This window comes from Janthinobacterium rivuli (genome assembly GCF_009208735.1).
Classification (GTDB): Bacteria; Pseudomonadota; Gammaproteobacteria; order Burkholderiales; family Burkholderiaceae_D; genus Janthinobacterium.
Map to the genome: position 1 here is coordinate 92,535 of NZ_WFLJ01000021.1, position 22,220 is coordinate 114,754.

General features: G+C 67.3%; 18 protein-coding genes. 14 read left to right on the top strand and 4 right to left on the bottom strand.

The window, feature by feature from the left end; translation table 11 throughout:
* Positions 1–30: 30 nt before the first annotated feature.
* From GCN78_RS24525 to GCN78_RS24560, 8 genes are all read left to right on the top strand, one after another.
* Positions 31–1,191 (top strand): AgaS family sugar isomerase, encoded by a 1,161-nt coding sequence (locus tag GCN78_RS24525; protein WP_152254047.1) that lies wholly within the window; start codon positions 31–33, stop codon positions 1,189–1,191.
* Positions 1,178–2,131: an ROK family protein gene (locus tag GCN78_RS24530; protein ID WP_152254048.1), complete on the top strand. Its 954-nt coding sequence runs from the start codon at positions 1,178–1,180 to the stop codon at positions 2,129–2,131. The genes GCN78_RS24525 and GCN78_RS24530 overlap by 14 nt, the downstream gene beginning before the upstream one ends.
* Positions 2,131–3,474, top strand: a complete 1,344-nt coding sequence (locus GCN78_RS24535) for a D-tagatose-bisphosphate aldolase, class II, non-catalytic subunit (protein ID WP_226939813.1) — start codon at positions 2,131–2,133, stop codon at positions 3,472–3,474. The genes GCN78_RS24530 and GCN78_RS24535 overlap by 1 nt, the downstream gene beginning before the upstream one ends.
* Positions 3,475–3,509: 35 nt before the next feature.
* Positions 3,510–4,277, top strand: a complete 768-nt coding sequence (locus tag GCN78_RS24540; RefSeq protein WP_034781637.1) for a DeoR family transcriptional regulator — start codon at positions 3,510–3,512, stop codon at positions 4,275–4,277.
* A 3-nt stretch (positions 4,278–4,280) separates the two neighbouring features.
* Positions 4,281–5,375 (top strand): N-acetylglucosamine-6-phosphate deacetylase, encoded by a 1,095-nt coding sequence (locus GCN78_RS24545; RefSeq protein ID WP_152254049.1) that lies wholly within the window; start codon positions 4,281–4,283, stop codon positions 5,373–5,375.
* Positions 5,376–5,425: 50 nt separating this feature from the next.
* The gene (locus GCN78_RS24550) at positions 5,426–7,219 is read left to right on the top strand and encodes an MFS transporter (RefSeq protein ID WP_152254050.1); all 1,794 of its coding nucleotides are present in this window, start codon (positions 5,426–5,428) and stop codon (positions 7,217–7,219) included.
* Positions 7,220–7,428: 209 nt separating this feature from the next.
* Positions 7,429–8,826 carry an amino acid permease gene (locus tag GCN78_RS24555; protein WP_152254051.1) on the top strand — a complete coding sequence of 466 codons (1,398 nt, stop codon included), beginning with the start codon at positions 7,429–7,431 and terminating at the stop codon, positions 8,824–8,826.
* A gap of 59 nt (positions 8,827–8,885) precedes the next feature.
* Positions 8,886–10,172: a DUF445 domain-containing protein gene (locus tag GCN78_RS24560; protein ID WP_152254052.1), complete on the top strand. Its 1,287-nt coding sequence runs from the start codon at positions 8,886–8,888 to the stop codon at positions 10,170–10,172.
* A 6-nt stretch (positions 10,173–10,178) separates the two neighbouring features.
* Here the strand turns inward: GCN78_RS24560 and GCN78_RS24565 are convergent, their stop codons facing one another.
* From GCN78_RS24565 to GCN78_RS24575, 3 genes are read right to left on the bottom strand one after another with little or no spacing between them, the layout of a single operon-like run.
* On the bottom strand, positions 10,179–11,201 hold the full coding sequence (locus GCN78_RS24565; RefSeq protein WP_152254053.1) for an LLM class oxidoreductase: 1,023 nt from the start codon (positions 11,199–11,201) through the stop codon (positions 10,179–10,181).
* 18 nt (positions 11,202–11,219) lie between these two features.
* Entirely contained in the window at positions 11,220–11,843 is a 624-nt protein-coding gene (locus tag GCN78_RS24570; protein ID WP_152254054.1) for a glutathione S-transferase family protein, read from the bottom strand.
* Positions 11,840–13,243, bottom strand: coding sequence for an MFS transporter (locus GCN78_RS24575; protein ID WP_152254055.1), 1,404 nt, complete (start codon positions 13,241–13,243; stop codon positions 11,840–11,842). Before GCN78_RS24575 ends, GCN78_RS24570 begins: the two co-directional genes overlap by 4 nt.
* A 123-nt stretch (positions 13,244–13,366) precedes the next feature.
* Between GCN78_RS24575 and gcvA the strand changes: the two genes are divergently transcribed.
* Positions 13,367–14,257 carry a transcriptional regulator GcvA gene (gene gcvA, locus GCN78_RS24580; RefSeq protein ID WP_152254056.1) on the top strand — a complete coding sequence of 297 codons (891 nt, stop codon included), beginning with the start codon at positions 13,367–13,369 and terminating at the stop codon, positions 14,255–14,257.
* Here the strand turns inward: gcvA and GCN78_RS24585 are convergent.
* Positions 14,254–14,505, bottom strand: a complete 252-nt coding sequence (locus GCN78_RS24585; protein WP_152254057.1) for a hypothetical protein — start codon at positions 14,503–14,505, stop codon at positions 14,254–14,256. The genes gcvA and GCN78_RS24585 overlap by 4 nt on opposite strands.
* Before the next feature lie 395 nt (positions 14,506–14,900).
* Between GCN78_RS24585 and GCN78_RS24595 the strand changes: the two genes are divergently transcribed.
* From GCN78_RS24595 to GCN78_RS24615, 5 genes are read left to right on the top strand one after another with little or no spacing between them, the layout of a single operon-like run.
* Complete coding sequence (locus GCN78_RS24595; protein ID WP_152254059.1) at positions 14,901–15,806, top strand: sensor domain-containing diguanylate cyclase; 906 nt, start codon at positions 14,901–14,903, stop codon at positions 15,804–15,806.
* Positions 15,807–15,866: 60 nt separating this feature from the next.
* On the top strand, positions 15,867–16,382 hold the full coding sequence (locus GCN78_RS24600) for a chemotaxis protein CheW (RefSeq protein ID WP_152254060.1): 516 nt from the start codon (positions 15,867–15,869) through the stop codon (positions 16,380–16,382).
* 42 nt (positions 16,383–16,424) lie between these two features.
* The gene (locus GCN78_RS24605) at positions 16,425–17,516 is read left to right on the top strand and encodes an HD domain-containing phosphohydrolase (RefSeq protein ID WP_152254061.1); all 1,092 of its coding nucleotides are present in this window, start codon (positions 16,425–16,427) and stop codon (positions 17,514–17,516) included.
* Positions 17,498–18,643, top strand: coding sequence for an FIST signal transduction protein (locus GCN78_RS24610; RefSeq protein ID WP_152254062.1), 1,146 nt, complete (start codon positions 17,498–17,500; stop codon positions 18,641–18,643). The genes GCN78_RS24605 and GCN78_RS24610 overlap by 19 nt, the downstream gene beginning before the upstream one ends.
* Positions 18,640–22,182 (top strand): response regulator, encoded by a 3,543-nt coding sequence (locus GCN78_RS24615; protein ID WP_152254063.1) that lies wholly within the window; start codon positions 18,640–18,642, stop codon positions 22,180–22,182. The genes GCN78_RS24610 and GCN78_RS24615 overlap by 4 nt, the downstream gene beginning before the upstream one ends.
* Positions 22,183–22,220: the final 38 nt, after the last annotated feature.

Here is a 22,220-nt window from a genome sequence, read left to right on the forward strand (position 1 = left end):
TTTCTCCAACAAACACTTTACTGACACTCCATGACTACCCTTCTTCAGCGTGACATTCAAACCTGGCGCGACATCGGCGGCCTGCACACGGCCGAGGAAATCGCCCACCAGCCAGCCATCTGGCGCGCGCTGGCCGGCATCTTGCGCAACGAGCAAGCCAGCCTGGCCGCTTTTCTGGGCGACGCGCTGTCCGATCCCCGTCAACGCGTCATCCTGACGGGCGCCGGCAGCTCGGCCTATGTGGGCGAGATCGTCGTCGACACCCTGAATGCCGCCTGGCCCGCGCAAATCCGCGCCATCGCCACCACCACCCTGCTGACGCACCATGAGCTGTACCTGGAAGCGGATGCGCCCACCCTGCTCGTCTCGTTTGCCCGCAGCGGCGACAGCCCGGAAAGCCTGGCGGCCGTGGAGCTGCTGCGCCAGGTCGTGCCCGGCGCGCGCTTCCTGAACATCACCTGCAACGCGGACGGCAAGCTGGCGCGCCAGGGCGCCAATGACAGCAACACGTACAACCTGCTGATGCCGGAAGGCAGCTGCGACCGCGGCTTCGCCATGACCAGCAGCTTTAGCAGCATGCTGCTGGCGGCCCTGTCGGTGCTGGGCAAGGACACGGATTTCACGCGCCTCGACACGCTGGCGCAGCTGGGCGAGCAAGCCCTGCGCGACTGGTCGGCCCCCGTGGCGGACCTGGGATCGACACCCGTGCAGCGCGTCGTCTACCTGGGCAGCGGCCCGCTGGAAGCGCTGGCCAAGGAAGCGGCATTAAAGATCCTGGAATTGACGGGCGGCCGCGTGATGGCGATGGCGAATACGCCACTGGGCTTCCGCCACGGCCCGAAATCGGCCGTCACCACGGAGTCGCTGGTGATCCTGCTGCGCAGCAGCAAGCCATTGGCACGCCAGTACGAGGACGATTTGCTGAAAGAGCTGCAGCGCGACAGCGTGGCGCAGCGCTGCCTGACGGTGGGCATCGGCGGCGACTTATCTGCCAACTTATCTGCCAACTTGGCGGCCGACGTACCGGCCTGGCCGGACGCCTGGCTCGCGCCCCTGTGGCTGCTGATGGCGCAGCAATATGCGCTGCACCAGTCCGCGCTGCTGCAACTGCGCCCCGACAATCCATTCGCCGGCGGCATCGTCAACCGTGTCGTGCAGGGCGTCACCATCTATGGCCATGACCAATTCTAATCACATCGCCGGCTACCACGGCATCGACATCGGCGGCAGCAAGATGGAGCTGGTCGCCTTTGCCGACCGCGACGGCGCGCTGGCCGAGGTGTTCCGCGAGCGTGTGGTCACGCCGGGCGACGATTTTGCCGCCTTCGTGCAAGCCGTCGTCGACCTGGTGGCGCGCGGCGACGCCGCCCTCGGCACGACGGCGCCCGTCGGCATCGGCTTGCCCGGCGTGATCGACAGCGCCAGCGGCCGGCAACTGAGCTCCAACGTGCCGGCCCTGAACGGCCGCCTGGTGGCGCAAACGCTGCAGCAAGCCTTGCAGCGCCCTGTCGCCATCGGCAACGATTGCCAGTGTTTCGCCCTGTCGGAAGCGCAGGGCGGCGCGGCCGACAATGCCGCCAGCATGTTCGGCGCCATCCTCGGCACGGGCGCCGGCGGCGGCTATTGCGTGGGCGGCCAGCTGCTGCGCGGCTTCAACGGCGTGGCCGGCGAATGGGGCCACTGGAGCCTGCCCGCCACCCTGCTGGCGCAGCACGGCTTGATGGACTACGCCTGCCCGTGCGGCAAGGCGGGCTGCCTGGAACGCTATGTCTCCGGCCCCGCCATGAGCAAGCTGCACGCGCATTTCGGCGGCGACGGCGCCGAGCCGCTTGCCATCGTGGCGCGCGCCAACATGGGCGACGCCGTGGCCGAACGCACGGTGGCCGTGCACCTCGACTTGCTGGGCCACGCGCTGGCCGGCCTGGTGCTGGCCTACGACCCGCACGTCATCGTGCTCGGCGGCGGCCTGTCCAAGCTGCCGCACCTGTACGACAAGCTGCCGGCCGCGGTGAAACGCCATCTGTTCCCCGGCGTGCACGTGCCGCCCATCCTGCCGCCCCGCTTTGGCGATGCCGGCGGCGCGCGCGGCGCGGCCCTTTTGATACGACAACATACAAAGGCGTCAACATGATGAAGCAAGCGGAAAACCCGACTTTTACTCTGTCCCCGATCCAGCAAGTGATCAAGGCGCACCGCCGCGGCGAGCGCGTGGGACTGTACGCCGTCTGCTGCAGCCACCCAAGCGTGCTGCGCGCCGCCATGCGCGTGGCCAGCGAGTACGACACCGTGCTGCTGGTCGAGGCGACGTCGAACCAGGTCGACCAGTTCGGCGGCTACACGGGCATGACACCAAACGTTTTCCGCGACACCATGCTGGCCCTGGCCCGCGAACAGGGTTTCCCCGCCAGCCGCCTGGTGCTGGGCGGCGACCATCTGGGTCCGAACGCCTGGCAGCACCTCGATGCGGCCACCGCCATGAACCACGCCGAGACCCTGATCGCCGCCTATGCGTCGGCCGGTTTCCATAAGATCCACCTCGATTGCAGCATGCGCTGCGTGGACGATCCCTTGCAGCTCGACGATGAAACCGTGGCCGCCCGTTCGGCGCGCCTGTGCATCGTCGCCGAGGAAGCGGCGGCCGCCGCCGGCTTCGCGCCGCCCGTCTACGTGATCGGCACGGAAGTGCCGATTCCCGGCGGCGAAGCGTCCTTGGCGCAGGCCGGCGCCGTCACCAGCCCGCAAGCGGCGCGCCGCACCCTCGACGTGCATTGCCGCGCCTTCCTCGACAACGGCCTGCACGACGCCTGGCGCCGCGTGATCGCCATGGTGGTGCAGCCGGGCGTCGATTTCGACCAGAGCAGCATCCAGCATTACGACGCCGATGCCGCCGCCGAGCTGTCGGCCTTTGTTGCCGAGCAGCCCGGCCTCGTGTTCGAAGCCCATTCGACCGACTACCAGCGCGAATCGGCCCTGCACGCCATGGTGCGCGACCATTTCGCCATCCTGAAAGTGGGCCCGGCCGCCACCTTCGCCCTGCGCGAGGCGCTGTTCGCCCTGTGCCAGATCGAGGAAGAGCTGCTGCCGGCGCACGCCACCTCGCAGCTGATGCAGGTGCTCGACGACGTGATGGTGGCCAAGCCGAAGAACTGGATCAAGCATTACCTGGGCACGCCGGACGAGCAGCGCCTGATGCGCCGCTACGGCTTGAGCGACCGTTGCCGCTATTACTGGGGCGAGCCGGAAGTGGCGGCCGCCGTCGCCAAGCTGCTGGCCAACCTGGACGGCGTGGCCATTCCGCTGCCGCTGTTGAGCCAGCATTTGCCGGAACAGTACCTGGCCGTGGTGCAGGGCAGCCTGCCAGCGCAGGCGCCGGCCTTGATCGAGCACAAGATCGGCAGCTTGCTGGCGCAATATGCGCGCGCCTGCAACCGCAATGCGGCGGTGGCCGTCATTGCCGAAGCGGCAATCTGTTAAGCTCGGTATTTTCATTTTTTACTGAGCCCGCCACCATGCGAAATACCAGCCAACGCCGTGAATCCATCCTCCAAATGCTTGCCCAGCAGGGCTCGGTGCAAGTGACCGATCTGGTGGAAAAGCTCGGCGTGTCCGCGGTCACCATCCGCAGCGACTTGAATGCGCTGGAAGCGCAAGGCATGGCCACGCGCAGCCACGGCGGCGCGACCCTGACGCGCACGCCGCCGCCCGAGCACACGATACGCCAGAAGGACGCCATCAACCACGAGCAGAAGGAACGCATCGGCGCCTATGCGGCGCGGCTGGTGGAACCGGGCGACAACATCATCATCGACTCGGGCACCACCACCATCTCGCTGGCGCGCCATCTGCGCGACGCCACCGGCGTGACGGTGGCGACGAATGGCTTGAACATCGCGTGGGAACTGGCCGACGCGCCCGGCGTGGACCTGATCCTGACGGGCGGCCTGCTGCGCAAGCAATCGCTGTCCATCCAGGGCAGCCAGGCCGAGACCTGTTTGCAGGCGTACAGCTTCGACAAGCTGTTCCTGGGCGTGGACGGCTTCGACCTGCAGTTCGGCGTCACCACCCACCACGAAGCGGAAGCAAGCCTGAACCACAAGATGGTGGAACGGGCCAAGAAAATCATCGTCCTCACGGACGCCTCGAAGTTCGGCCGCGTCAGCCTGCACCGCATCGTGCAGCTGGACCGCGTCGATACCGTCATCACCGATGCCAGCATCAGCCAGGAGTACCGCGAAGGGCTGCAAAAGCTGGGCATCGAACTTTTTATAGCGGAATAACACATGCTGAGCGGCAGAATCCTTACCCCATCTGGCTGGATCACGGGCACCATCACCTTTGACCAGCGCATCGTCCAGATACAAGAAGACCCTGCCGCCGACAGCGCGCTGACCATCCTGCCCGGCTTCATCGACCTGCACGTGCACGGCGCGGCCGGCGTCGACATCATGGAAGGCGGAGACGCGGGCGCCACCGTGGCGCAAGTGCATGCGCGCCACGGCACCACGGCCCTGCTGGGCACCACCCTGACGGCCAAGGAACCGTCGATCCTGCGCGCCCTGCAAGGCCTGGCCGGCGTCATCGCCGAGCGCCCGACCAACGGCGCGCGCATGCTGGGCGTGCACCTGGAAGGCCCGTTCCTGAATCTGCACCGCCTGGGCGCGCAGCCGCCCGACGTCGTGCAGGCCAGCCTGGCGCTGGTGCAGCGCTTCCACGCCATCGCCACCATCAAGGTGCTGACCATGGCGCCGGAAATCCCCGGCCACCTGGAACTGATCCCGCAACTGGCGGCCATGGGCATCCGCGTGCAGATCGGCCACAGCGCCGGCACGTATGACGAAGGCGTGGCGGCGCTGCAGGCCGGCGTCTCCGGCTTTACCCACCTGTACAACGGCATGACGGGCATGACGCATTACGACCCGGGCATGGTGGGCGCCGCGCTGGCGCACGCCGAATACGCGGAAATCATCCCCGACCTGCAGCACGTGGCCAAGGGCGCCCTGCGCGCGGCCCTGCGCGCCATCCCGCGCCTGTACGGCGTGACGGACGCCACCTCGGCCACCGGCATGCCCGATGGCGAATACGGCCTGGGCACGCAGCGCGTCTACAAATGCCTGGGCTGCGTGCGCCTGGCCACGGGTTCCCTGGCCGGCAGCGTGCTGACCATGGACCAGGCCCTGCGCAATTTCGTCGACCTGGGCCTGGACCTGGCCGACGCCTCGAACCGCTTGTCGCTGTACCCGGCCGACTACCTGGGCGAATCCGAACGGGGCCGCCTGGCGCCCGGCGCCTGGGCCGACATCGTCGTCCTCGATCCCACATTGCAGCCAGTGTCCGTCTTCGTCGAAGGCGCGGCCATCGATCTTTCCACCCGCTAGATTCCGTCTCTAGACCCAGCCCCCAACCTCAACCCCGTCCCGGAGTTTTCATGCACGACACGTCACACAAGGCCCCCGTGTGGGCCATGCGCTACCTGCTATTTATTGCCGGCATGGGGGGATTGCTGTACGGCATAGACATCGGCATCATCGCCGGCGCCCTGCCCTACCTGGAATCGACGGCCTCCGTGGCCTGGAAACTGACGGCCCAGCAGCTGAGCTTTATCGTCGCCGCCGTGCTCTTGGGTTCAGTCCTCTCGTCGCTGTTCGCCGGCGCCCTGGCCGATCTGCTGGGCCGGCGCTGGGTGATGTTCCTGGCCGGCGCCCTGTTCAGCGCCAGCATCCCGCTGATCGCCCTGGCCGACGGCTACATGCCGCTGCTGCTGGGCCGTCTGCTGCAAGGCATCAGCGGCGGCTTGATCGGCGTCGTCGTGCCCCTGTACCTGGCCGAATGCCTGCCCGCGCAACAGCGCGGACGGGGCGCCGCCCTGTTCCAGCTGCTGCTGACCATCGGCCTGGTGGCGGCCGCCCTGATCGGCCTGCTGCAGGCGCAGACGGTGGAAACGGCCACGCAGGCGGCGCAAGCCTTGCCGGAAGCGGGCCGCATCGCCGCCATTTTTACCGCCAAGGACCACGCCTGGCGCAGCATCTTCTGGGTCTGTCTGACACCCGGCCTGGTGTTTACCATCGGCGCCCTGCTGCTGGCCGAATCGCCGCGCTGGCTGGCGCAACGGGGCCGCATCGAGCAGGCGCGCCAGTCGCTGCTGCGCACGCGCCTGCCCGCCGCCGCCGAGCTGGAGCTGCGCGACATGCTCGATACGCCGGAAAATGTGGCCAAGGCCAGCGGCAATGCCAGGGCCAGGGATCCGCTGCTGAGCCGCCGCTACGTGCTGCCCTTCCTGCTGGCCTGCCTGATCCTCGCCTGCACGCAGGCGACGGGCATCAATTCCATCCTCGCCTATGTCGTCAATATCTTGAACCAGGCGGGTCTGTCGGGCGCCTCGGCCAACATGGCGGACGTGTTATTGAAGGTGCTGAACGCCGTGATGACGGTGGTGGCCGTGCTGCTGGTGGACCGCAAGGGCCGCAAGTTCCTGCTGATGCTGGGCACGGGCGGCATCGTCGTCTCGCTGCTGGCGGCCGGCCTGCTGTTCCGCGGCGCCGAGGCGCACCTGGCCGACGTGCGCCCCGCCATCGCGGCGCAAGTGCAGGACGATGGCCTGGCCGTGCGCCTCGATGCGGCCACCTTGACGGCACTGGGCGCGGCCGCCGACGGCACGCCGCAGCAGCTGACCATCGCCTACGCCTACGGCCCGTTCACCAACGTGAAAAGTCTGCGCAGCGACGACCCCGTGCTGCGCCAGGTGTCGATCGCCCGTGCCGATGCCGTGCAGGCCGACAGCGTGATCGGCGTCTTCTTCCGCAAGCTGCACCTGAACCCGTTCGCCGACCCGGCCGCCGGGCGCGAGGCGCCGCTGCGCATCGAGAAGGCCAGCCTGGGCCCCGTGCCCTCGTCCACGCATGGCTGGCTGGTGGCGATCGCCATCTGCGTGTTCGTTTCCAGCTTCGCCGTGGGACCGGGCGTGTGCGTGTGGCTGGCCCTGTCCGAACTGATGCCGACCCGCATCCGCTCGAACGGCATGAGCATCGCGCTGCTGGTCAACCAGTTCGTCTCGACGGTGATCGCCGCCATCTTCCTGCCGACCGTGGGCTTGCACGGTTATTCGACCCTGTTCTTCTTCGGCGCCGGCTGCACCGTGCTGTACTTCCTGGCGGCCGCGTTCTTGCTCCCGGAAACCAAGGGCAAGACGCTGGAAGAGATCGAGGCACACTTTTCAAAGTAAGCCGCAGTAACCATTTGTAGCAGTCTCCTTTTCAGCCCCGGCCACTTCCGGGGCTGTTTTTTTGCCTGCCGGTCAAGTTTACAGGGCTGGCGCGCACGCCACAGTACGGTTTTCCTTCAGGAATCACGGGCGCCTGGGCTAGAATCTGGCTGCGTCGTGCTACTCACGAGGCGGCAATGGCGCCATGACAAAAACCACCAGGAGACACAGTGAGCTTATTTAGAACCAAGAATTTGGATGACATGATCGCCCACAGCAAGAAGCCGGGAGGACTGGCCAAGGTGCTGGGCCCCTTCGACCTTGTCCTCATGGGTATCGGCGCCATCGTCGGCACGGGTATTTTCGTGCTCACCGGCACGGGTGCGCTGACGGCCGGCCCCGCCCTGTCGCTGTCGTTTGTCGTGGCGGCCGTCGCCTGCTGCTTCGCCGCCCTGTGCTACGCGGAATTCGCCTCCACCGTGCCGGTGGCCGGCTCCATCTACACCTACAGCTATGCGACTTTGGGCGAGCTGGCCGCCTGGATGATAGGCTGGGATTTGCTGCTCGAGTACGGCCTGGCCGCGGCCGCCGTCTCCGTCGGCTGGTCCGGCTACTTCCAGTCGCTGCTGTCGGGCTTTGGCATCGTGCTGCCCGTGGCCCTGACGGCCGCGCCGGGCGCCCTGCCAGGCGTGACCACCTTCATCAACCTGCCGGCCCTCGTCATCATGCTGGCCTTGACGGCCATGCTGGGCTGGGGCGTGCGCGAATCGGCGCGCCTGAACAACATCATGGTGGCCATCAAGGTGGGCGTGGTGCTGCTGTTCATCATCTTCGGCGCGCGCCACGTGCAGCCGGCCAACTGGCAGCCCTACATGCCGTTCGGCTACCATGGCATGCTGAGCGCCGCCGCCCTCGTCTTCTTCGCCTTCATCGGCTTTGACGCCGTCACCTCGGCCGCCGAGGAAGTCAAGAAGCCGTCGCGCGACCTGCCGATCGGGATCATCGGTTCGCTGGCCGTGTGCGCCGTGCTGTACGTGGTCGTCTCGGCCATCATGACGGGCATCGTGCCGTATCAAAAATTCCTCGGCGTCGACCATCCCGTCTCGCTGGCCCTGCAATATGCGGGCGAAAACTGGATCGCCGGCTTCGTCGACCTGGGCGCCATCCTCGGCATGACCACCGTGATCCTCGTGATGGCCTTCGGCCAGACGCGCATCATCTTCGCCATGTCGCGCGACGGCTTGCTGCCCAAGCGCCTGTCGACCGTGCACCCGCGCTTCCACACACCGTTCTTCGCCACCTGGCTGGTCGGCATCGTGTTCGGCCTGATCGCCGCCGTGATCCCGCTCAACATCCTCGCCGAGCTGATCAACATTGGCACCCTGGCCGCCTTCACCATGGTCTCCGTCGCCGTGGTGGTGCTGCGCAAGCGCCGCCCCGACCTGCCGCGCGCCTTCCGCTGCCCCGGCGTGCCGTACGTGCCGGCGCTGGCCGTGATCCTGTGCGTGGGCCTGATGACCTTCCTCAGCTGGGTCACCTGGGTCGCCTTCACCATCTGGCTGGTGATCGGCCTGGTCATCTATTTCGGCTACGCGCGCCGCCGTTCGCTGCTGCACACGCCACAGTAATCCTTCCACTGCGCCATCGCAGTAAGATGGCGGTCTCGCAACCCTGCAGGCCGCCATCCATGCAACCTTCCCCCGACCTCATCGCGCACCTGGACCAGAGCACGGACCAGCTCAAGCGCGTGCGCCTGCGCAACATGCAGTGGCTGGCCGCCGGCTTGCTGCTGCTGGCCGCGCTGGTCTTCGCCGTGGCCCGCTCGCAGCGGGGTGGCCACCCCGCCTGGGGCTATGTGGAAGCGTTCGCCGAAGCGTCCATGGTGGGGGCCATCGCCGACTGGTTCGCCGTCGTGGCCCTGTTCCGCCACCCGCTGGGCATCCCCCTGTGGCATACGGCCATCATCCCGAACAGCAAGGCGGACATCGGCCGCAGCCTGGGCGCCTTCGTGGAAAACCATTTCATTACCGAACAAGGCATCGCCGAGCGCATCGTGCAGGCCGATCCCGCCGCGCGCCTGGGTGCCTGGCTCGCTGACGAGGCCCACGCGCGGCAGCTGGGCATGGCCAGCGCCGGCGTGGCGAAACAGCTGCTGGCGATGGCCGACCACGACACGCTGGGCCGCCTGTTGCGCGAGCAGGCCAGCGGCTACCTGGGTCAATTAAATTTATCGGACGTGGCGGCCGACTGCATCGACGCGCTGATCGCCGACGGCAAGCCGCAGGAGCTGCTGGACTTCCTGCTCGACCGCGGCGCCGCCTATCTGGACGACGAGACGCACCACGCGGCCATCGGCGACTTCGTGCTGGGTGCCTTCCAGATCGAGAACGCGCTCGTGAAAAAGGCCGTGAAGGCGTATGAGCCGCGCATGATCGCCTCGCTGCAGAAATTCGCCCTCGCCGTGCGCGTCGACCCGCAGCACCCGCTGCGCCAGCGCATCGCCGGCTGGATCGCCGACAGCGCCTTGCACCTGAAGGCCGACCCGCAGTGGCAAGCCACCGTGCGCCGCTACCAGTTGCAGCTGGTCGCCAGCGACACGGTGCAAACCATGCTGGGCGACCTCTGGACCAACATCAGCACGCGCCTGCTGGCCGACCTGCACGCCGACCGGCCCGTGCTGGCGCAGGCGATCGCCGGCTTGGCACGCAACACGGGCAAGGTGCTGGGCGAGGACAACGCTGCGCGGGAATGGCTGAACGGCGCCATCGTCGCCGCCAGCGGCTCGCTGGTGCGCCGCTACAGGGGCGAAGTGGGCGCCTTCATCGCCGCCCGCCTGGACCTGTGGAGCAAGGACGAAATGAGCGAGCGCATCGAACTGGCCATCGGACGCGACCTGCAATTCATCCGCATCAACGGCACCATCGTCGGCGGCCTGGCCGGCTTGCTGATCTACGCCGCCAGCCAGGCGTTTTAAGCCACCTCACCAAGGCGGCACGGACTTGGCCGGCGCAGCATGCGAGGGGAAATGCGGCAGCACTTCCTGCGCCAGTTCCTGCAGCACCTCCGCGGCCGGGCGCCGGCCATGCTGGATGCCCAGCGCCGCGTGGTTGACGCCCGCGTCCCGCCATTCACCAAGCAAGTCGATCAAGCCCTTGCGTCCCGTGCGCAGCACATAGCCGCTGCGCACGGGCGTGCGTGGATAATCGGGGTCGTCCACCAGGTCCAGCCATTCGTTGCACATGTGCGGGCGAAAGCCGCCATCGGGGATGCAGGCGCGCCAGGCGCGGATCTTTTCCGCCAGCCGGCGCGGCCCGTCCGGCGTATCCGTCGCTTCCGGATACGTCAGCCAGCCATCGGCGTGGCGCCCTACCCACTCCAGCGACTGGCCCGAGGAACTGGTGACGACCAGGGGAATGGCGCCGGCCACGGGCTTGGGCAGCAGTTCGAGGCCGGCCAGGCTGCCCAGCGGGCCGGCGATATGCGCGGGGCCGGCCCGCAGCAGCTGGCGGAACAGGTGCACGGCTTGCGCATAGCGCTCACCGCGCGTGGCGTATGGCACGCCATACGCAGGAAATTCGCTGGCGCGGTCGCCCGACGCCGTGCCCAGCACCAGGCGCCCGCCCGACAACTGGTCGATGCTGGCGGCCGCCTTGGCCAGGTCGATCGGATGGCGCAGCGTGAAAATGGCGCTGCCCGTGGCCAGGGCCAGCGCATCCGTGCGCGCCGCCAGATACGCCAGATAGGTCCACGGGTCGAACAGCTGGCCCGCATCGCCGAAACGCGGGTCGAACAGGGGAATGTCGCGCACCCAGGCGGCGGCGAAGCCTTGCCGGTCCATGGCGGCGACCAGGTCGGCCTGGCCGGCCAGCGCCCGCATGTCGCCCTGGTAAAAACGCAACGGCAGATAAATGCCGAGGGTGAGCGCGCCGGGCGCGAACATGCGGCGGTAGCCGCGGTGCTGCGTGAAGGCCTGCGACGAAGCGCCGCTGGTATCGATCGTCATGTCGTTCCTTGTTGTGGATCAGGCGCCCGTGGCGGGCGCGGGAAGCGTGATGCCCAGCCGGACGGCCGGGCGGCACGCCACGCGGGCATGCCAGGCGCCCACGTGCGGCCAGGCGGAAAAATCGAAGCCGACGATGCGGGCGATATGCAGCCAGCCAAAGCTGGCGATGTCGGCGATGGAATAGTCGTCGCCGGCCAGGTAGGCGTGGTCGGCCAGGCGGCCGTCCATGGCGGCCAGCGCGGCGTCGCACAACTGGCGAAAATGCGCGGTGGCGGCCACATTCGCGCCGCCGTCGGCCAGTTCAAAATGCACGCGCTGGCCCAGCATCGGCCCCATGCTGGCCGCGTGAAATTGCAGCCAGGTGATGGCGGCCCAGCGCTGCGCGGGCGCCTTTGGCAGCAGCCGCCCCGTTTTCTCGGCCAGGTACAACAGGATGGCGGCCGACTCGAACACGGTGACGCCCGTCTCGTGATCGACCAGCACGGGAATGCGCCCGTGCGGATTGCGGGCCAGGAAGGCGGGCAGCAGGTGTTCGCCCAGTTCGATGCGCACGTGGCGCAATCGATAGGGCAAGCCCAGTTCGGCCAGCGCGATGGTGGCCTTGAAACCGTTGGGCGAGCTGTCGGTGTACAAGTCCATCATGACGCCGCCTCCTGGCGCGCAGTCTTGCCGGGCAGGATGGCGATGGCGCACGCCAGGCCCGCCGCCACCAGGCAGGCGGAAACGAGGATGGCGCCGCTGTAGCCTTGCGCGGCCGTGCCGCCACCGGCCAGCACGGCGATGCTGACCGCCACGCCCACGGCCAGGCCGACGGCCGAGCCGACTTCTTGCGTGGTCGTCAGCATGCCGCCCGCCAGGCCGTGGTCCGCTTCCGGCACACCATCGATGCCGGCCACGGTCCAGGCGGGAAACGCCAGGCCATAGCCGATGCCGGCCAGCACGGTGCCTGGCAGGATGGAGGCGGCCCAGGCAGACAGCGTGGCCAGCGACGCGCCCAGCATGGCCAGGCCGCCGATGAACAGCAGCATGCCGCCGACGATGACGGGCTTGGTGCCGCAGCGGGCGATCAACGCCGGCCCGGCCCACGCGCTGGCCAGGGTGAAGGCGACGGCCATCGGCAGCAAGCCCAGTCCCGTGCGCGTGGCGGAAAACGCCAGCACGTCCTGCATGGCCAGCGCCACGACGACAAAGGTCGGGCCCAGGGCCGTGTTGGCCAGCAGCGAGACGATATTCGCGCCGCCCGTCGAGCGGCGCCGGAACACGGCCAGCGGCATCAACGGCATGGCCACGCGTCCCTCCACCCACACGAACAGCGCCAGCAAGGCAAGTGCCAGCGCGACCAGGGCAAAGGTGAGCGGATGCGCCAGTCCCACATGCTCGCTATTGGCAAAGGCAAACACCAGCGTCGCCGCACCCGACGCCACCAGCAGCGCGCCCCACACATCGAGCGTGCCGGCCGCCGCGGCGGCATCCGCCTCGGGCCGGCCCGGAGGCAAGGCAGGCGACAGGGCCAGCACCAGCAAGCCGACGGGCACGTTGATCCACAGCACCCAGCGCCAGCCCAGCAAGTCCGTGATGAAGCCGCCAAGGATCAGGCCCGCGACAAAGCCGCTGGCCGCCACGGCCGTCCAGGCGCCGAGCGCCCGGTTGCGCTGCGCCGGTTCGGGAAACACGGCCAGCAGCAGGGAGAACGCGGCCGGCGAAAACATGGCGGCGCCGAAACCCTGCAGCGCGCGCGTGGCCACCAGCATGGCCGGACCGTGCGAAAAACCGCCCAGCAGGGATGCCGCCGTGAACAGCAGCACCCCCGCGATGAAGACGCGGCGGCGGCCAAACAGGTCGGCCGCGCGCCCGCCCAGCAGCAGGAAGCCGGCGATGGCCACGCCATACGCATTGATCACCCACTGCAGGCCGCCGGGCGTAAAGCCCAGACTCTGCTGGATTTGCGGCAAGGGGATCATGGTGATGGAAAAATCGAGCAAGGCAACGAATTGCGTGGTGCATAGCAACACCAGGCAAAGTTGCCGATGTGAAAGTAACATGGAGCTCCTATCGATATAGTTTTACTCGACGTCAAAACAACGCCGCATCCCCCTATAATGCGTTTTCCCTAAGCGAAACGGAAACGATGCTTTTTCGCGCCTAACTTTAGAAAAACTATATCGATGAAGCATCCTTTACCGCTCCAGGCGCTGCGCGCCTTTGTCGAAGTGGGCCAGCGCGGCAGCATCAAGGCGGCCGCCGCAGCGCTGCACGTGACGTCGGGCGCCGTCAGCCAGCAAATCCGCCTGCTGGAAGAACGGGTCGGCATGCCGCTGTTTACGCGCGAGCGCCAGGGCTTGCGCCTGACCGAGGCGGGCGCCATGGTCCACCCCGCCCTGCTGGGCGCCTTCGCGCAAATCGCCGGCGCCAGCCAGGCGCTGGAAGACATGGGCGCGCGCCAGACGCTGACCGTCAGCACGGTCGCCACCTTTGCCGCCGCGTGGCTGGTGCCGCGCCTGGGCCGCTTCAACCAGCGCCACCCGCATATCGAGGTGCGCGTGGAAGCGACCTCCGCGCTGGTCGACCTGCGCCGCGACCGGGTCGACGTGGCCTTGCGCCACGGACTGGGCGACTATCCGGGTCTGCAGGTGACGCGATTGATGGCGCCCGTGCTGGTGCCCGTCGCCAGTCCATCCCTGATGGCGGGCCAGCCGCGCATCGCCACGCCGGCCGACTGCCTGCGCTACCCGCTGCTGCACGATACGGACCGCGCCGACTGGCCCCTGTGGCTGGCCGCGCATGGCGCGCCGGAGGATGCGCGGGCGCTGCGCGGCTCGGCCTTCGAAGATGATTTTCTGTTGATACGCGCGGCCGAGGCGGGCCAGGGCCTGGCCCTGGTGCCGCAGCTGTATGCGCACGAGGAAATCGCCGCCGGGCGCCTGGTGCAAGTGCTGGACTTGCCCTGGCCGGCGCGCTTTGCCTATTACCTGGTGGCGCGGCCCGACGCGGCCACGCGCCCCGCCGTGCAGGCATTCATGGCATGGATCTGCGAGGAAGCGCAGGCCACGCGCTAGAACACATTGCCGCCGGCCGCGCACGACACCACGCCGCAGGCGGTGCTGAACGGCGCCGGCATGCCGGCGCGTCCCATGGCGATGCCGATCGCGACGAGTGGCACGGCCAACAGCAGCGCCAGATAGCCGATCGCCCGCATGCGCCGCAGGGCCGGACGCGCGGCGCGCGCAGTATCGCGCACGCGGCGCAATGCCGACTTGTCCCGGTGTCTCTCTTGTCTTCCACCTGCCGGGCTGTTCGTATGCATGTCCCTCTCCTTCTCCGCGGTTACCGGCCTGGCACGCCGGCATGCGCAGCCCGCACACGTGCTGATCAGGCTGCAATTGCATTTTGCCGCATAAATTTACCAAATACAATAAATAAATCCATGCAACAACAATTTTTCTCTAGGCGCCGGCGTGCGGCGCCGTGGAAAAATGCACACCGACAGAGTGAAAATAACGGCAAGGTACGCTGGCGGCGCCATCGCATCCTGACGCCGACTGTGGGAAAAATCCAAATTAAATCATTAAAATCAAGAAATTTGTTGAAATCAATTTTATTTGATGTATGATGATTTCCATGGAGAAATCAAAGTGGTGCAACAGCCAACGCTGCACTGGCCATCCTGACACCTCCACCTAATTTGCAGGAGACAAGCACATGAACCAAATCCTGGCCTTGCGTCTGCTCGACGCCGCCGACGACGCCGCCGTCATCATCGATGCCGCCTCACGCATCCGCTATGCGAACGACGCCATGTATGCGCTGAGCGGCTATGACGCGGGCAGCTTGCCCGGCAAGCGCATCGAGACGCTGCTGCCCAACGCCGTGCGCGAGCAGCATGGCGCACAGATCGGCGCCTATCTGGCGGGCGACGGCAAGAACGCCAAGGTGCTGGGCCACAAGCGCCATTTCGCCATTCGCCATCGCGATGGCTCGATGCTGCCCATCGTGCTCAAGGCCATGGACCTGGGCAAGCTCGATAATGAAAACTACATGGGCGCCTTTTTCATCGACCAGCGCGAGGAACGCGCCATCGAACAACAGAATGCGGCCCGCTGGCAGCGCTTGCAGCGCATCGCCCTGAGCGATCCCTTGACCCACCTGCCCAACCGCCGCGCCCTCGAGATCGACGCCGTGCGTCTGGCGGCGCGGGCCAGGCGCACGGGCAATCCAATGGCCATCGGCATCGCCGACATCGATTTCTTCAAGAGGGTCAATGACCAGCATGGCCACGCGGCCGGCGACGCCGTGCTGCGCGCCATCGCTGGCGTGCTCCAGTCGCAGGCGCGGGCATCGGACGTCGTCGCCCGCGTGGGCGGTGAGGAATTCGGCCTGCTGTTCCCGCAAACCGACCTGTCCATGGCGCGCCAGGTGGCCGAGCGCATCCGCCTTGCCGTGGCCGCAACGTGCGTCGAATTCGAGCAGTCGCCGATCACGGTAACGATCAGCATCGGCCTGGCGCTGCTGCCCCACAACGGCAACTGGAAAGCCGGGTTCATGCAAGCCGACGCCGCGCTGTACCAGGCCAAGCACAAGGGCCGCAACCGCATCGAGCAGGCTTGAGCAGCACCCGGGGACTCTCGCAGTTTCATGCACCACGCATCACCTGACAGGAGCAAGCACATGAAAACCATCACGACGCATGCCGCAGCGCATGCCGCAGTAACGGACCAACCGGCGCAGGCGGGCGCCCGCGAATTGCTGGTCTTTGGACTGGGCAAGGAGGAATACGCGATCGACATCGGCCTGGTGCAGGAAATCCGCGGCTACGGCGCCGTGACCCGCGTCGCCAATGCGCCCGCCTTCCTCAAAGGCTTCATCCACCTGCGCGGCAGCATCGTGCCGCTGCTCGACCTGCGCATCGCGCTGGGCCAGGCCGAACCCGCCTATGACGCCTCGACGGTAGTCATCATCCTCATCTTCGCGCACGGCGCCACCGGCATCGTGATCGACCGCGTGGCCGACGTGGTGCCGCTGACGCCGGCGCAACTCAAGCCGCCGCCGCAGCTGCACGGCTCGGCCATGGCTGGCCACGTGACGGCCATCGGCACACTCGACGAGCGCATGCTGATCGTGCTCGACATGGGCAGCCTGCTGGCGGGCCTGGGCATGCATGCTACGGGCAAGCTGGCGGCCTGAAGCCGCCCTCGCCGCCATTGACCGCCATCCGCCGGAGACACCATGAGCATCCTGATCGTCGATGACAACGACACCAACCTGAGCCTGCTGGCGACCCTGGCGCGCAAGGCCAGCAGCATCGAGCCCGTCTGCATGAACGACCCCATCGATGCGTTGAGCTGGTGCGAGTCGCACGTGCCGGACCTGGTCTTGCTCGACTACCGGATGCCCAACCTGTCGGGCAATGAATTCCTCGGCATTTTCCGCAAGATGCCGGGCATGGCCGACATCCCCATCATCATGGTGACCACCGAAAACGACCGCGCCGTGCGCAAGCAGGCTTTTTCGCTGGGCGTGACGGAGTTCCTCACCAAGCCCGTCGACACCATCGAATTTTGCCTGCGCGTGCGCAACCTGCTGGCCCTGCGCACGGCGCAAAACCTGCTGGCCGACCGCGCCAAGCTGCTCGAACACGAAGTGCGCCAGGCCATCGCCAACGTCACGGCCAGGGAAATGGAACTGGTCACGCGCCTGGCGCGGGCGGCCGAATTCCGCGACCCGGAAACGGGCGCCCACATCTTGCGCATGGCGCGCTACTCGGCGCTGATCGCCAGGAATCTGGGCATGGATGCGCCATGGCAGGAGCTGCTGCTCAAGGCGGCCCCCATGCACGACGTGGGCAAGCTGGCCACGCCCGACCATATCCTGCTCAAGCCGGGCCGGCTGGATCCCGAGGAAATGGCCATCATGCGCCAGCATGCCGAAATCGGCGGCCAGATCCTCGCCGGCAGCGATTCGCCGCTGATCCGCCTGGCCGAGGAAATCGCCTGCGGCCACCACGAGAAATACGACGGCAGCGGCTATCCGCATGGACTGGCGGGCGAACAGATACCGCTATCGGCGCGCATCGTCGCCGTGGCCGACGTCTTCGACGCCTTGAGTTCGGCGCGCCCGTACAAGCCGGCCTGGCCCTTGGCGCAGGCGCGCCTGTACCTGCAGCAAAACAGGGGCAGCCATTTCTGTCCACTGTGCATCGACGCCTTCCTGGGCGCCTGGGACGAGGTGATCGCCATCCACGACAGCCTGCCCGATCCCGTCGATCACCACGTCCACCCACTGCCAGCGAGGAACCCGCCATGCGCGTGCAACAACTGATCCTGAAAAACCGTGCCGGCATCGATGCCGCCCTGGAACCCCTGGCCGCCATGGCGCCCGACCTGGTGCTGGTGTTTGGCGCCTGCGCCTACTTCGCCACCGCCGAACTGACGGCGGCCTTGCGCCGCCAGATGCCGGGCGCCGTCATTGCCGGCTGCTCTACGGCCGGCGAAATCGCCGGCAAGCGCGTGTATGACGACAGCTGCGTCATCACGGCCATCCGCTTTGCCCGCACGACGGTGGCGATCGCCGACGCCATCATCTGCGACATGGCGGACTCGCACGACACGGGCGCACGCCTGGCGCAGGCGCTGCCGCAGGAGGGCCTGACGGCCGTGTTCATGCTGGGCACGGGCGTGGCCATCAACGGCAGCGCCCTCATCGCTGGCCTGCAGGCGAACCTGCCGCCGGGCGTGACGATTTCCGGCGGGCTGGCGGCCGACGGCGGCGCCTTTCGCCAGACCTGGACCCTCGGTCCGCGCGGCGCGGCCGACAATACCGTCGTCGCCGTCGGCCTGTACGGCGAACATATCCGCCTCGGCTACGGCAGCCATGCGGGCTGGGAGGCGTTCGGCCCGGCGCGCAAGGTGACGCGCTGCGTCGGCAACGTGCTGTATGGCCTGGACGGCGCGCGCGCGCTGGACATCTACAAGCTGTACCTGGGCGACCATGCGCGCGACCTGCCCGGCTCGGGACTGCTGTTCCCGTTCGAAATGCTCTCGGCCGCGCACGAAAAAAGCAATGTCTTCCGCACCATCCTCGCCGTCGACGAAGAGCAAGGCTCGCTGACCCTGGCCGGCGACATCCTCGCCGACGGCTACCTGAAATTGATGCATTCGAGTACCAACCGGCTGATCGACGGGGCCGAAACGGCCGCGCGCGGGGTGCGGCACCACGCCGATGCGGCGGGCGACCAGCTGGCCCTGCTGGTCAGCTGCGTGGGCCGCAAGCTGGTCATGGGCGACCGGGTCGAGGAAGAGGTCGAAGCCGTGGCCGACCTGCTGGGCAGCGGCGCCACCTGCATCGCCGGCTTCTATTCCAACGGCGAAATCGGCATCACCCAGCCGCATGGCGCGTGCCAGCTGCATAACCAGACGATGACCGTGACTGTGTTGAGCGAAGCATGAACCGCACCCTGGCACGCCAATTGCACCGCGTCTGCAACATCGACTCGGACAGCGCCTGCGCCGCCTTGCTGCAACAGGCGCAGGCACTGGGCGCGCACGCGGACACGCCGCCGGAACTGGCCGGCTTCCTGGCCAGCCTGCCGGCCCTGCTGCAGCGCATCGACGGCGCCTACGAGCAGTCCGAACGCGACCTGGACTTGCGCTCGCGCAGCCTGGAACTGAGTTCGAATGAGCTGAGCGTGACGAATGACCTGCTGCGCACGCAACTGGCCAGCCGCAACCGCGTGATCCAGTCGCTGCGCGTGGCGGCCGTGCGCCTGCTCGACAACGACGATTCCGGCCTGCACCTGCCCGAGGAAGGCGATATCGAGGGCCTGTCGGTGCTGCTGGCCGAGCTGGTGGCGCAGCAGGAGCTGCGCCGCATCGAACTGCAGAACCAGCGCTTTGCGATGGACCAGCACGCCATTATCAGCATCACCGATACAGCCGGCGTCATCGTCTACGTCAACGACAAGTTCTGCGCCATCAGCGGCTACGCGCGCGAAGAGCTGGTCGGCCAGACGCATCACCTGATCAACTCGCATACGCATCCGGACGCCTTCTTTGCGCAGATGTGGCAAACCATCACGGCCGGCCAGGTGTGGCACGGGGAAATCTGCAACCACGCCAAGGATGGCCAGCAGTACTGGGTCGACGCCACCATCGTGCCCTTCCTCGATGCGGCCGGCAAGCCGTATCAGTACATCGCCATCCGCACGGAAATCAGCGAGAGCAAGCGCATGGCCGCAACCATCGCGAAAAGCGAGCGCGAATACCGCAACGTCGTCAACAGTCTCAACGAGGTGGTGTTCCGCACCGATGTGCGCGGGGCCTGGACCTTCCTGAACCCCGCCTGGCACACCATCACCGGCTTTGACGCCGCCGACAGCCTGGGCAGGAGCGTGCTGCAATTCATCGACGCGCGCGACCGCGAGCGCGTGGCCGCCGGCCTGTCCCAGCTGCTGGGCGGCCAGGTGGACAGCATGCGCCATGAGGCGCGCTATGTCACCTGCGACGGCGGCGTGCGCTGGGTCGACGTGTGCGCGCGCGCCGAACGTGACGGACACGATCGGCTGGCCGGCATCACCGGCAGCCTGACCGACATCACCGAGCGGCGCCAGGCGGCGCGCGAGCTGCAGCACAACCTCAACTTCGTCGACGCGCTGATCGAGACCATCCCTATCCCGTTGTACCTGAAGGACGTGCAGGGCCGCTACCTGCGCGCGAACCGCGCCTTCTGCGCCTTCTTCAATGTCGACCAGGCGCGCATCCTGGGCATGACGGCCGCCGAACTGCTTCCGTCGCGGGAAGTGCAGCTGGTGACGCAGCACGATATGCACCTGCTGCAGGACCGCGGCAATCAGACCTATGAAGAGCGGCTGACCATCGGCGCGCGCCAGGTCGACGTGTTGTTCAGCAAGGCGGCCCTGCTGGCGTCAGACGGCAGCCTGAACGGGCTGGTGGGCACCCTGGTCGACATTTCCAGCCAAAAGGCGGCCGAGCGCGCGCTGCTGGCGGCCAAGGAAGTAGCCGAATCGGCCAGCCGTTCGAAGAGCGAATTCCTGGCCAACATGAGCCACGAAATCCGCACGCCGATGAACGGCATCCTGGGCATGACGGACCTGGTGCTCGATTCCGAACTCGATGTTCACCAGCGCAAATACCTGGAAATCGTCAAGGCCTCGGCCGACGCCCTGCTGTGCATCATCAACGACATCCTCGACTTCTCGAAGATCGAGGCGGGCATGCTGACCCTGGAAAGCATCCCCTTCAACCTGCACCAGTTGATGCAGGAGACCATGCGCGCGCACGTCATGCGGGCGCAGGCCAGCGGCCTGGAACTGGTGCTCGACCTCGATCCCGCGCTGCCGCAGACCTTGCTGGGCGACCCGGGCCGGCTGCGCCAGGTGCTGACCAACCTGACGGGCAACGCCATCAAGTTCACGCCGCGCGGCGAAGTCGCCGTCAGCGCCCAGCTGCGCGCCAGCGACGGCGGCATGGCCCGGGTGCGCCTGTGCGTGCGCGACACCGGTATCGGCATCGCCGCCGATATGCAGGAGGCCGTCTTCGACGCCTTCCAGCAGGAAGACGGCTCGACCACGCGGCGCTTCGGCGGCACGGGACTGGGCCTGTCGATCACGCGCCGCCTGGTGACGATGATGGACGGCAGCATCGGCCTGTCGAGCGAACTGGGCAAGGGAAGCTGCTTCACCGTGGACCTGGCCCTGCCCATCGGCGAACAGCAGTCCGTCCTGCCGCCGCCCGGCGCCTCGCTGGCGGGACGCGCCATCCTGCTGGTGGACGACAACCCCAGCAGCCTGACCATCCTGCGCAAGATCTTCGCGCACAGCGGCGCCAGCGTCACCGTCTGCGAGTCTGGCGAGGCGGCGCTGGAGCACTGCCGCACCAGCTTGCCCGCGGACTGCATCATCATGGACTTCGCCATGCCCGGCATGAATGGTTTCGATACGGCCTCGGCCCTGGCCGACCTGCCTCACTGGAGCCAGGTGCCCATCGTCATGCTGTCGTCGAGCGGCAGCCTGGGCGACGCGGCGCGCTGCCGCGAACTGGGCATCGATGGCTACCTGCTCAAGCCGGCCAGCCCCGAGGAATTGCTGGCCATCACCATGAGCGTGATGGGCAAGTGCCGCGGCATGCCCGGCGCCGCCCCCGTGATCACGCGCCATGCCGTGCGCGAAAGCATGCCTGGCCTGGACGTCCTGCTGGTCGAGGACAACGCCATGAACCGCGAACTGGCCACCGTGCTGCTGTCGAATGCGGGGCATCGGGTCACGCATGCGGCGAACGGCCACGAGGCGCTCGAGCGTCATGCCGCCGGCCATTTCGACATGATCCTGATGGACTTGCAAATGCCGGAAATGGGCGGCTTCGAAGCCACCGCACAGATACGCGCGCGCGAAGCGCAGGGCATGCCGAAGAGCGTCATCATCGCCATGACGGCCAGCGCCTTCGAAGGCGACCGCGAACGCTGCATCGCCGGCGGCATGGACGACTACTTGTCCAAGCCGTTCCGCACCGCCGCCTTCCAGCGCCTGATCGAGCAGCATGTATTGCAAATTAGCAAGCAGCAGCCGACCCATGCGCCTGACGCGGCAGGGCCGGCGACGCACGGCGCGCCGCGCTACGATTACGCCGCCGCGCTGGCCGACGCCGATGCCGACGTGATCGCCATCATCGGCGCGTCCTTCCTGGCCGGCTTGCCGGCGCAGCTGGCCGCCATGCGCGCGGCCCTGCAGGCGGGCGACCGTCCCAGCGCCAGCCGGCAGGCGCATACGCTGGCGGGCTTGCTGGCCAATTTCCACGCGGCCCCCGCCGTCGCCATCGCCGCCGCCATCGAGCGCGAAGGGGACCATGCCGCGCAGGCGGCGTTGCTGGCGCGGCTCGATGCGCTGGAGGAACAGTTGCGGCTGTTTGTGCGGGAAACACGCGCATCCATCGAGGCGACGTGCGACGTACTGCACGCATCCGGGCAAACTTGATATAGATCATAATTTTTTGAACAAGCTCTTGCTATCCT

What these genes read in the sequence shown, in the direction of transcription:
- GCN78_RS24575 (WP_152254055.1), bottom strand. Translation starts at nt 13,243, where the DNA reads ATGTTACTTTCACATCGGCAACTTTGCCTGGTGTTGCTATGCACCACG.
- GCN78_RS24540 (WP_034781637.1), top strand. Translation starts at nt 3,510, where the DNA reads ATGCGAAATACCAGCCAACGCCGTGAATCCATCCTCCAAATGCTTGCC.
- GCN78_RS24570 (WP_152254054.1), bottom strand. Translation starts at nt 11,843, where the DNA reads ATGATGGACTTGTACACCGACAGCTCGCCCAACGGTTTCAAGGCCACC.
- GCN78_RS24615 (WP_152254063.1), top strand. Translation starts at nt 18,640, where the DNA reads ATGAACCGCACCCTGGCACGCCAATTGCACCGCGTCTGCAACATCGAC.
- GCN78_RS24600 (WP_152254060.1), top strand. Translation starts at nt 15,867, where the DNA reads ATGAAAACCATCACGACGCATGCCGCAGCGCATGCCGCAGTAACGGAC.
- GCN78_RS24605 (WP_152254061.1), top strand. Translation starts at nt 16,425, where the DNA reads ATGAGCATCCTGATCGTCGATGACAACGACACCAACCTGAGCCTGCTG.
- GCN78_RS24565 (WP_152254053.1), bottom strand. Translation starts at nt 11,201, where the DNA reads ATGACGATCGATACCAGCGGCGCTTCGTCGCAGGCCTTCACGCAGCAC.
- gcvA (WP_152254056.1), top strand. Translation starts at nt 13,367, where the DNA reads ATGAAGCATCCTTTACCGCTCCAGGCGCTGCGCGCCTTTGTCGAAGTG.
- GCN78_RS24585 (WP_152254057.1), bottom strand. Translation starts at nt 14,505, where the DNA reads ATGCATACGAACAGCCCGGCAGGTGGAAGACAAGAGAGACACCGGGAC.
- GCN78_RS24610 (WP_152254062.1), top strand. Translation starts at nt 17,498, where the DNA reads ATGCGCGTGCAACAACTGATCCTGAAAAACCGTGCCGGCATCGATGCC.
- GCN78_RS24595 (WP_152254059.1), top strand. Translation starts at nt 14,901, where the DNA reads ATGAACCAAATCCTGGCCTTGCGTCTGCTCGACGCCGCCGACGACGCC.
- GCN78_RS24525 (WP_152254047.1), top strand. Translation starts at nt 31, where the DNA reads ATGACTACCCTTCTTCAGCGTGACATTCAAACCTGGCGCGACATCGGC.
- GCN78_RS24530 (WP_152254048.1), top strand. Translation starts at nt 1,178, where the DNA reads ATGACCAATTCTAATCACATCGCCGGCTACCACGGCATCGACATCGGC.
- GCN78_RS24550 (WP_152254050.1), top strand. Translation starts at nt 5,426, where the DNA reads ATGCACGACACGTCACACAAGGCCCCCGTGTGGGCCATGCGCTACCTG.
- GCN78_RS24560 (WP_152254052.1), top strand. Translation starts at nt 8,886, where the DNA reads ATGCAACCTTCCCCCGACCTCATCGCGCACCTGGACCAGAGCACGGAC.
- GCN78_RS24545 (WP_152254049.1), top strand. Translation starts at nt 4,281, where the DNA reads ATGCTGAGCGGCAGAATCCTTACCCCATCTGGCTGGATCACGGGCACC.
- GCN78_RS24535 (WP_226939813.1), top strand. Translation starts at nt 2,131, where the DNA reads ATGAAGCAAGCGGAAAACCCGACTTTTACTCTGTCCCCGATCCAGCAA.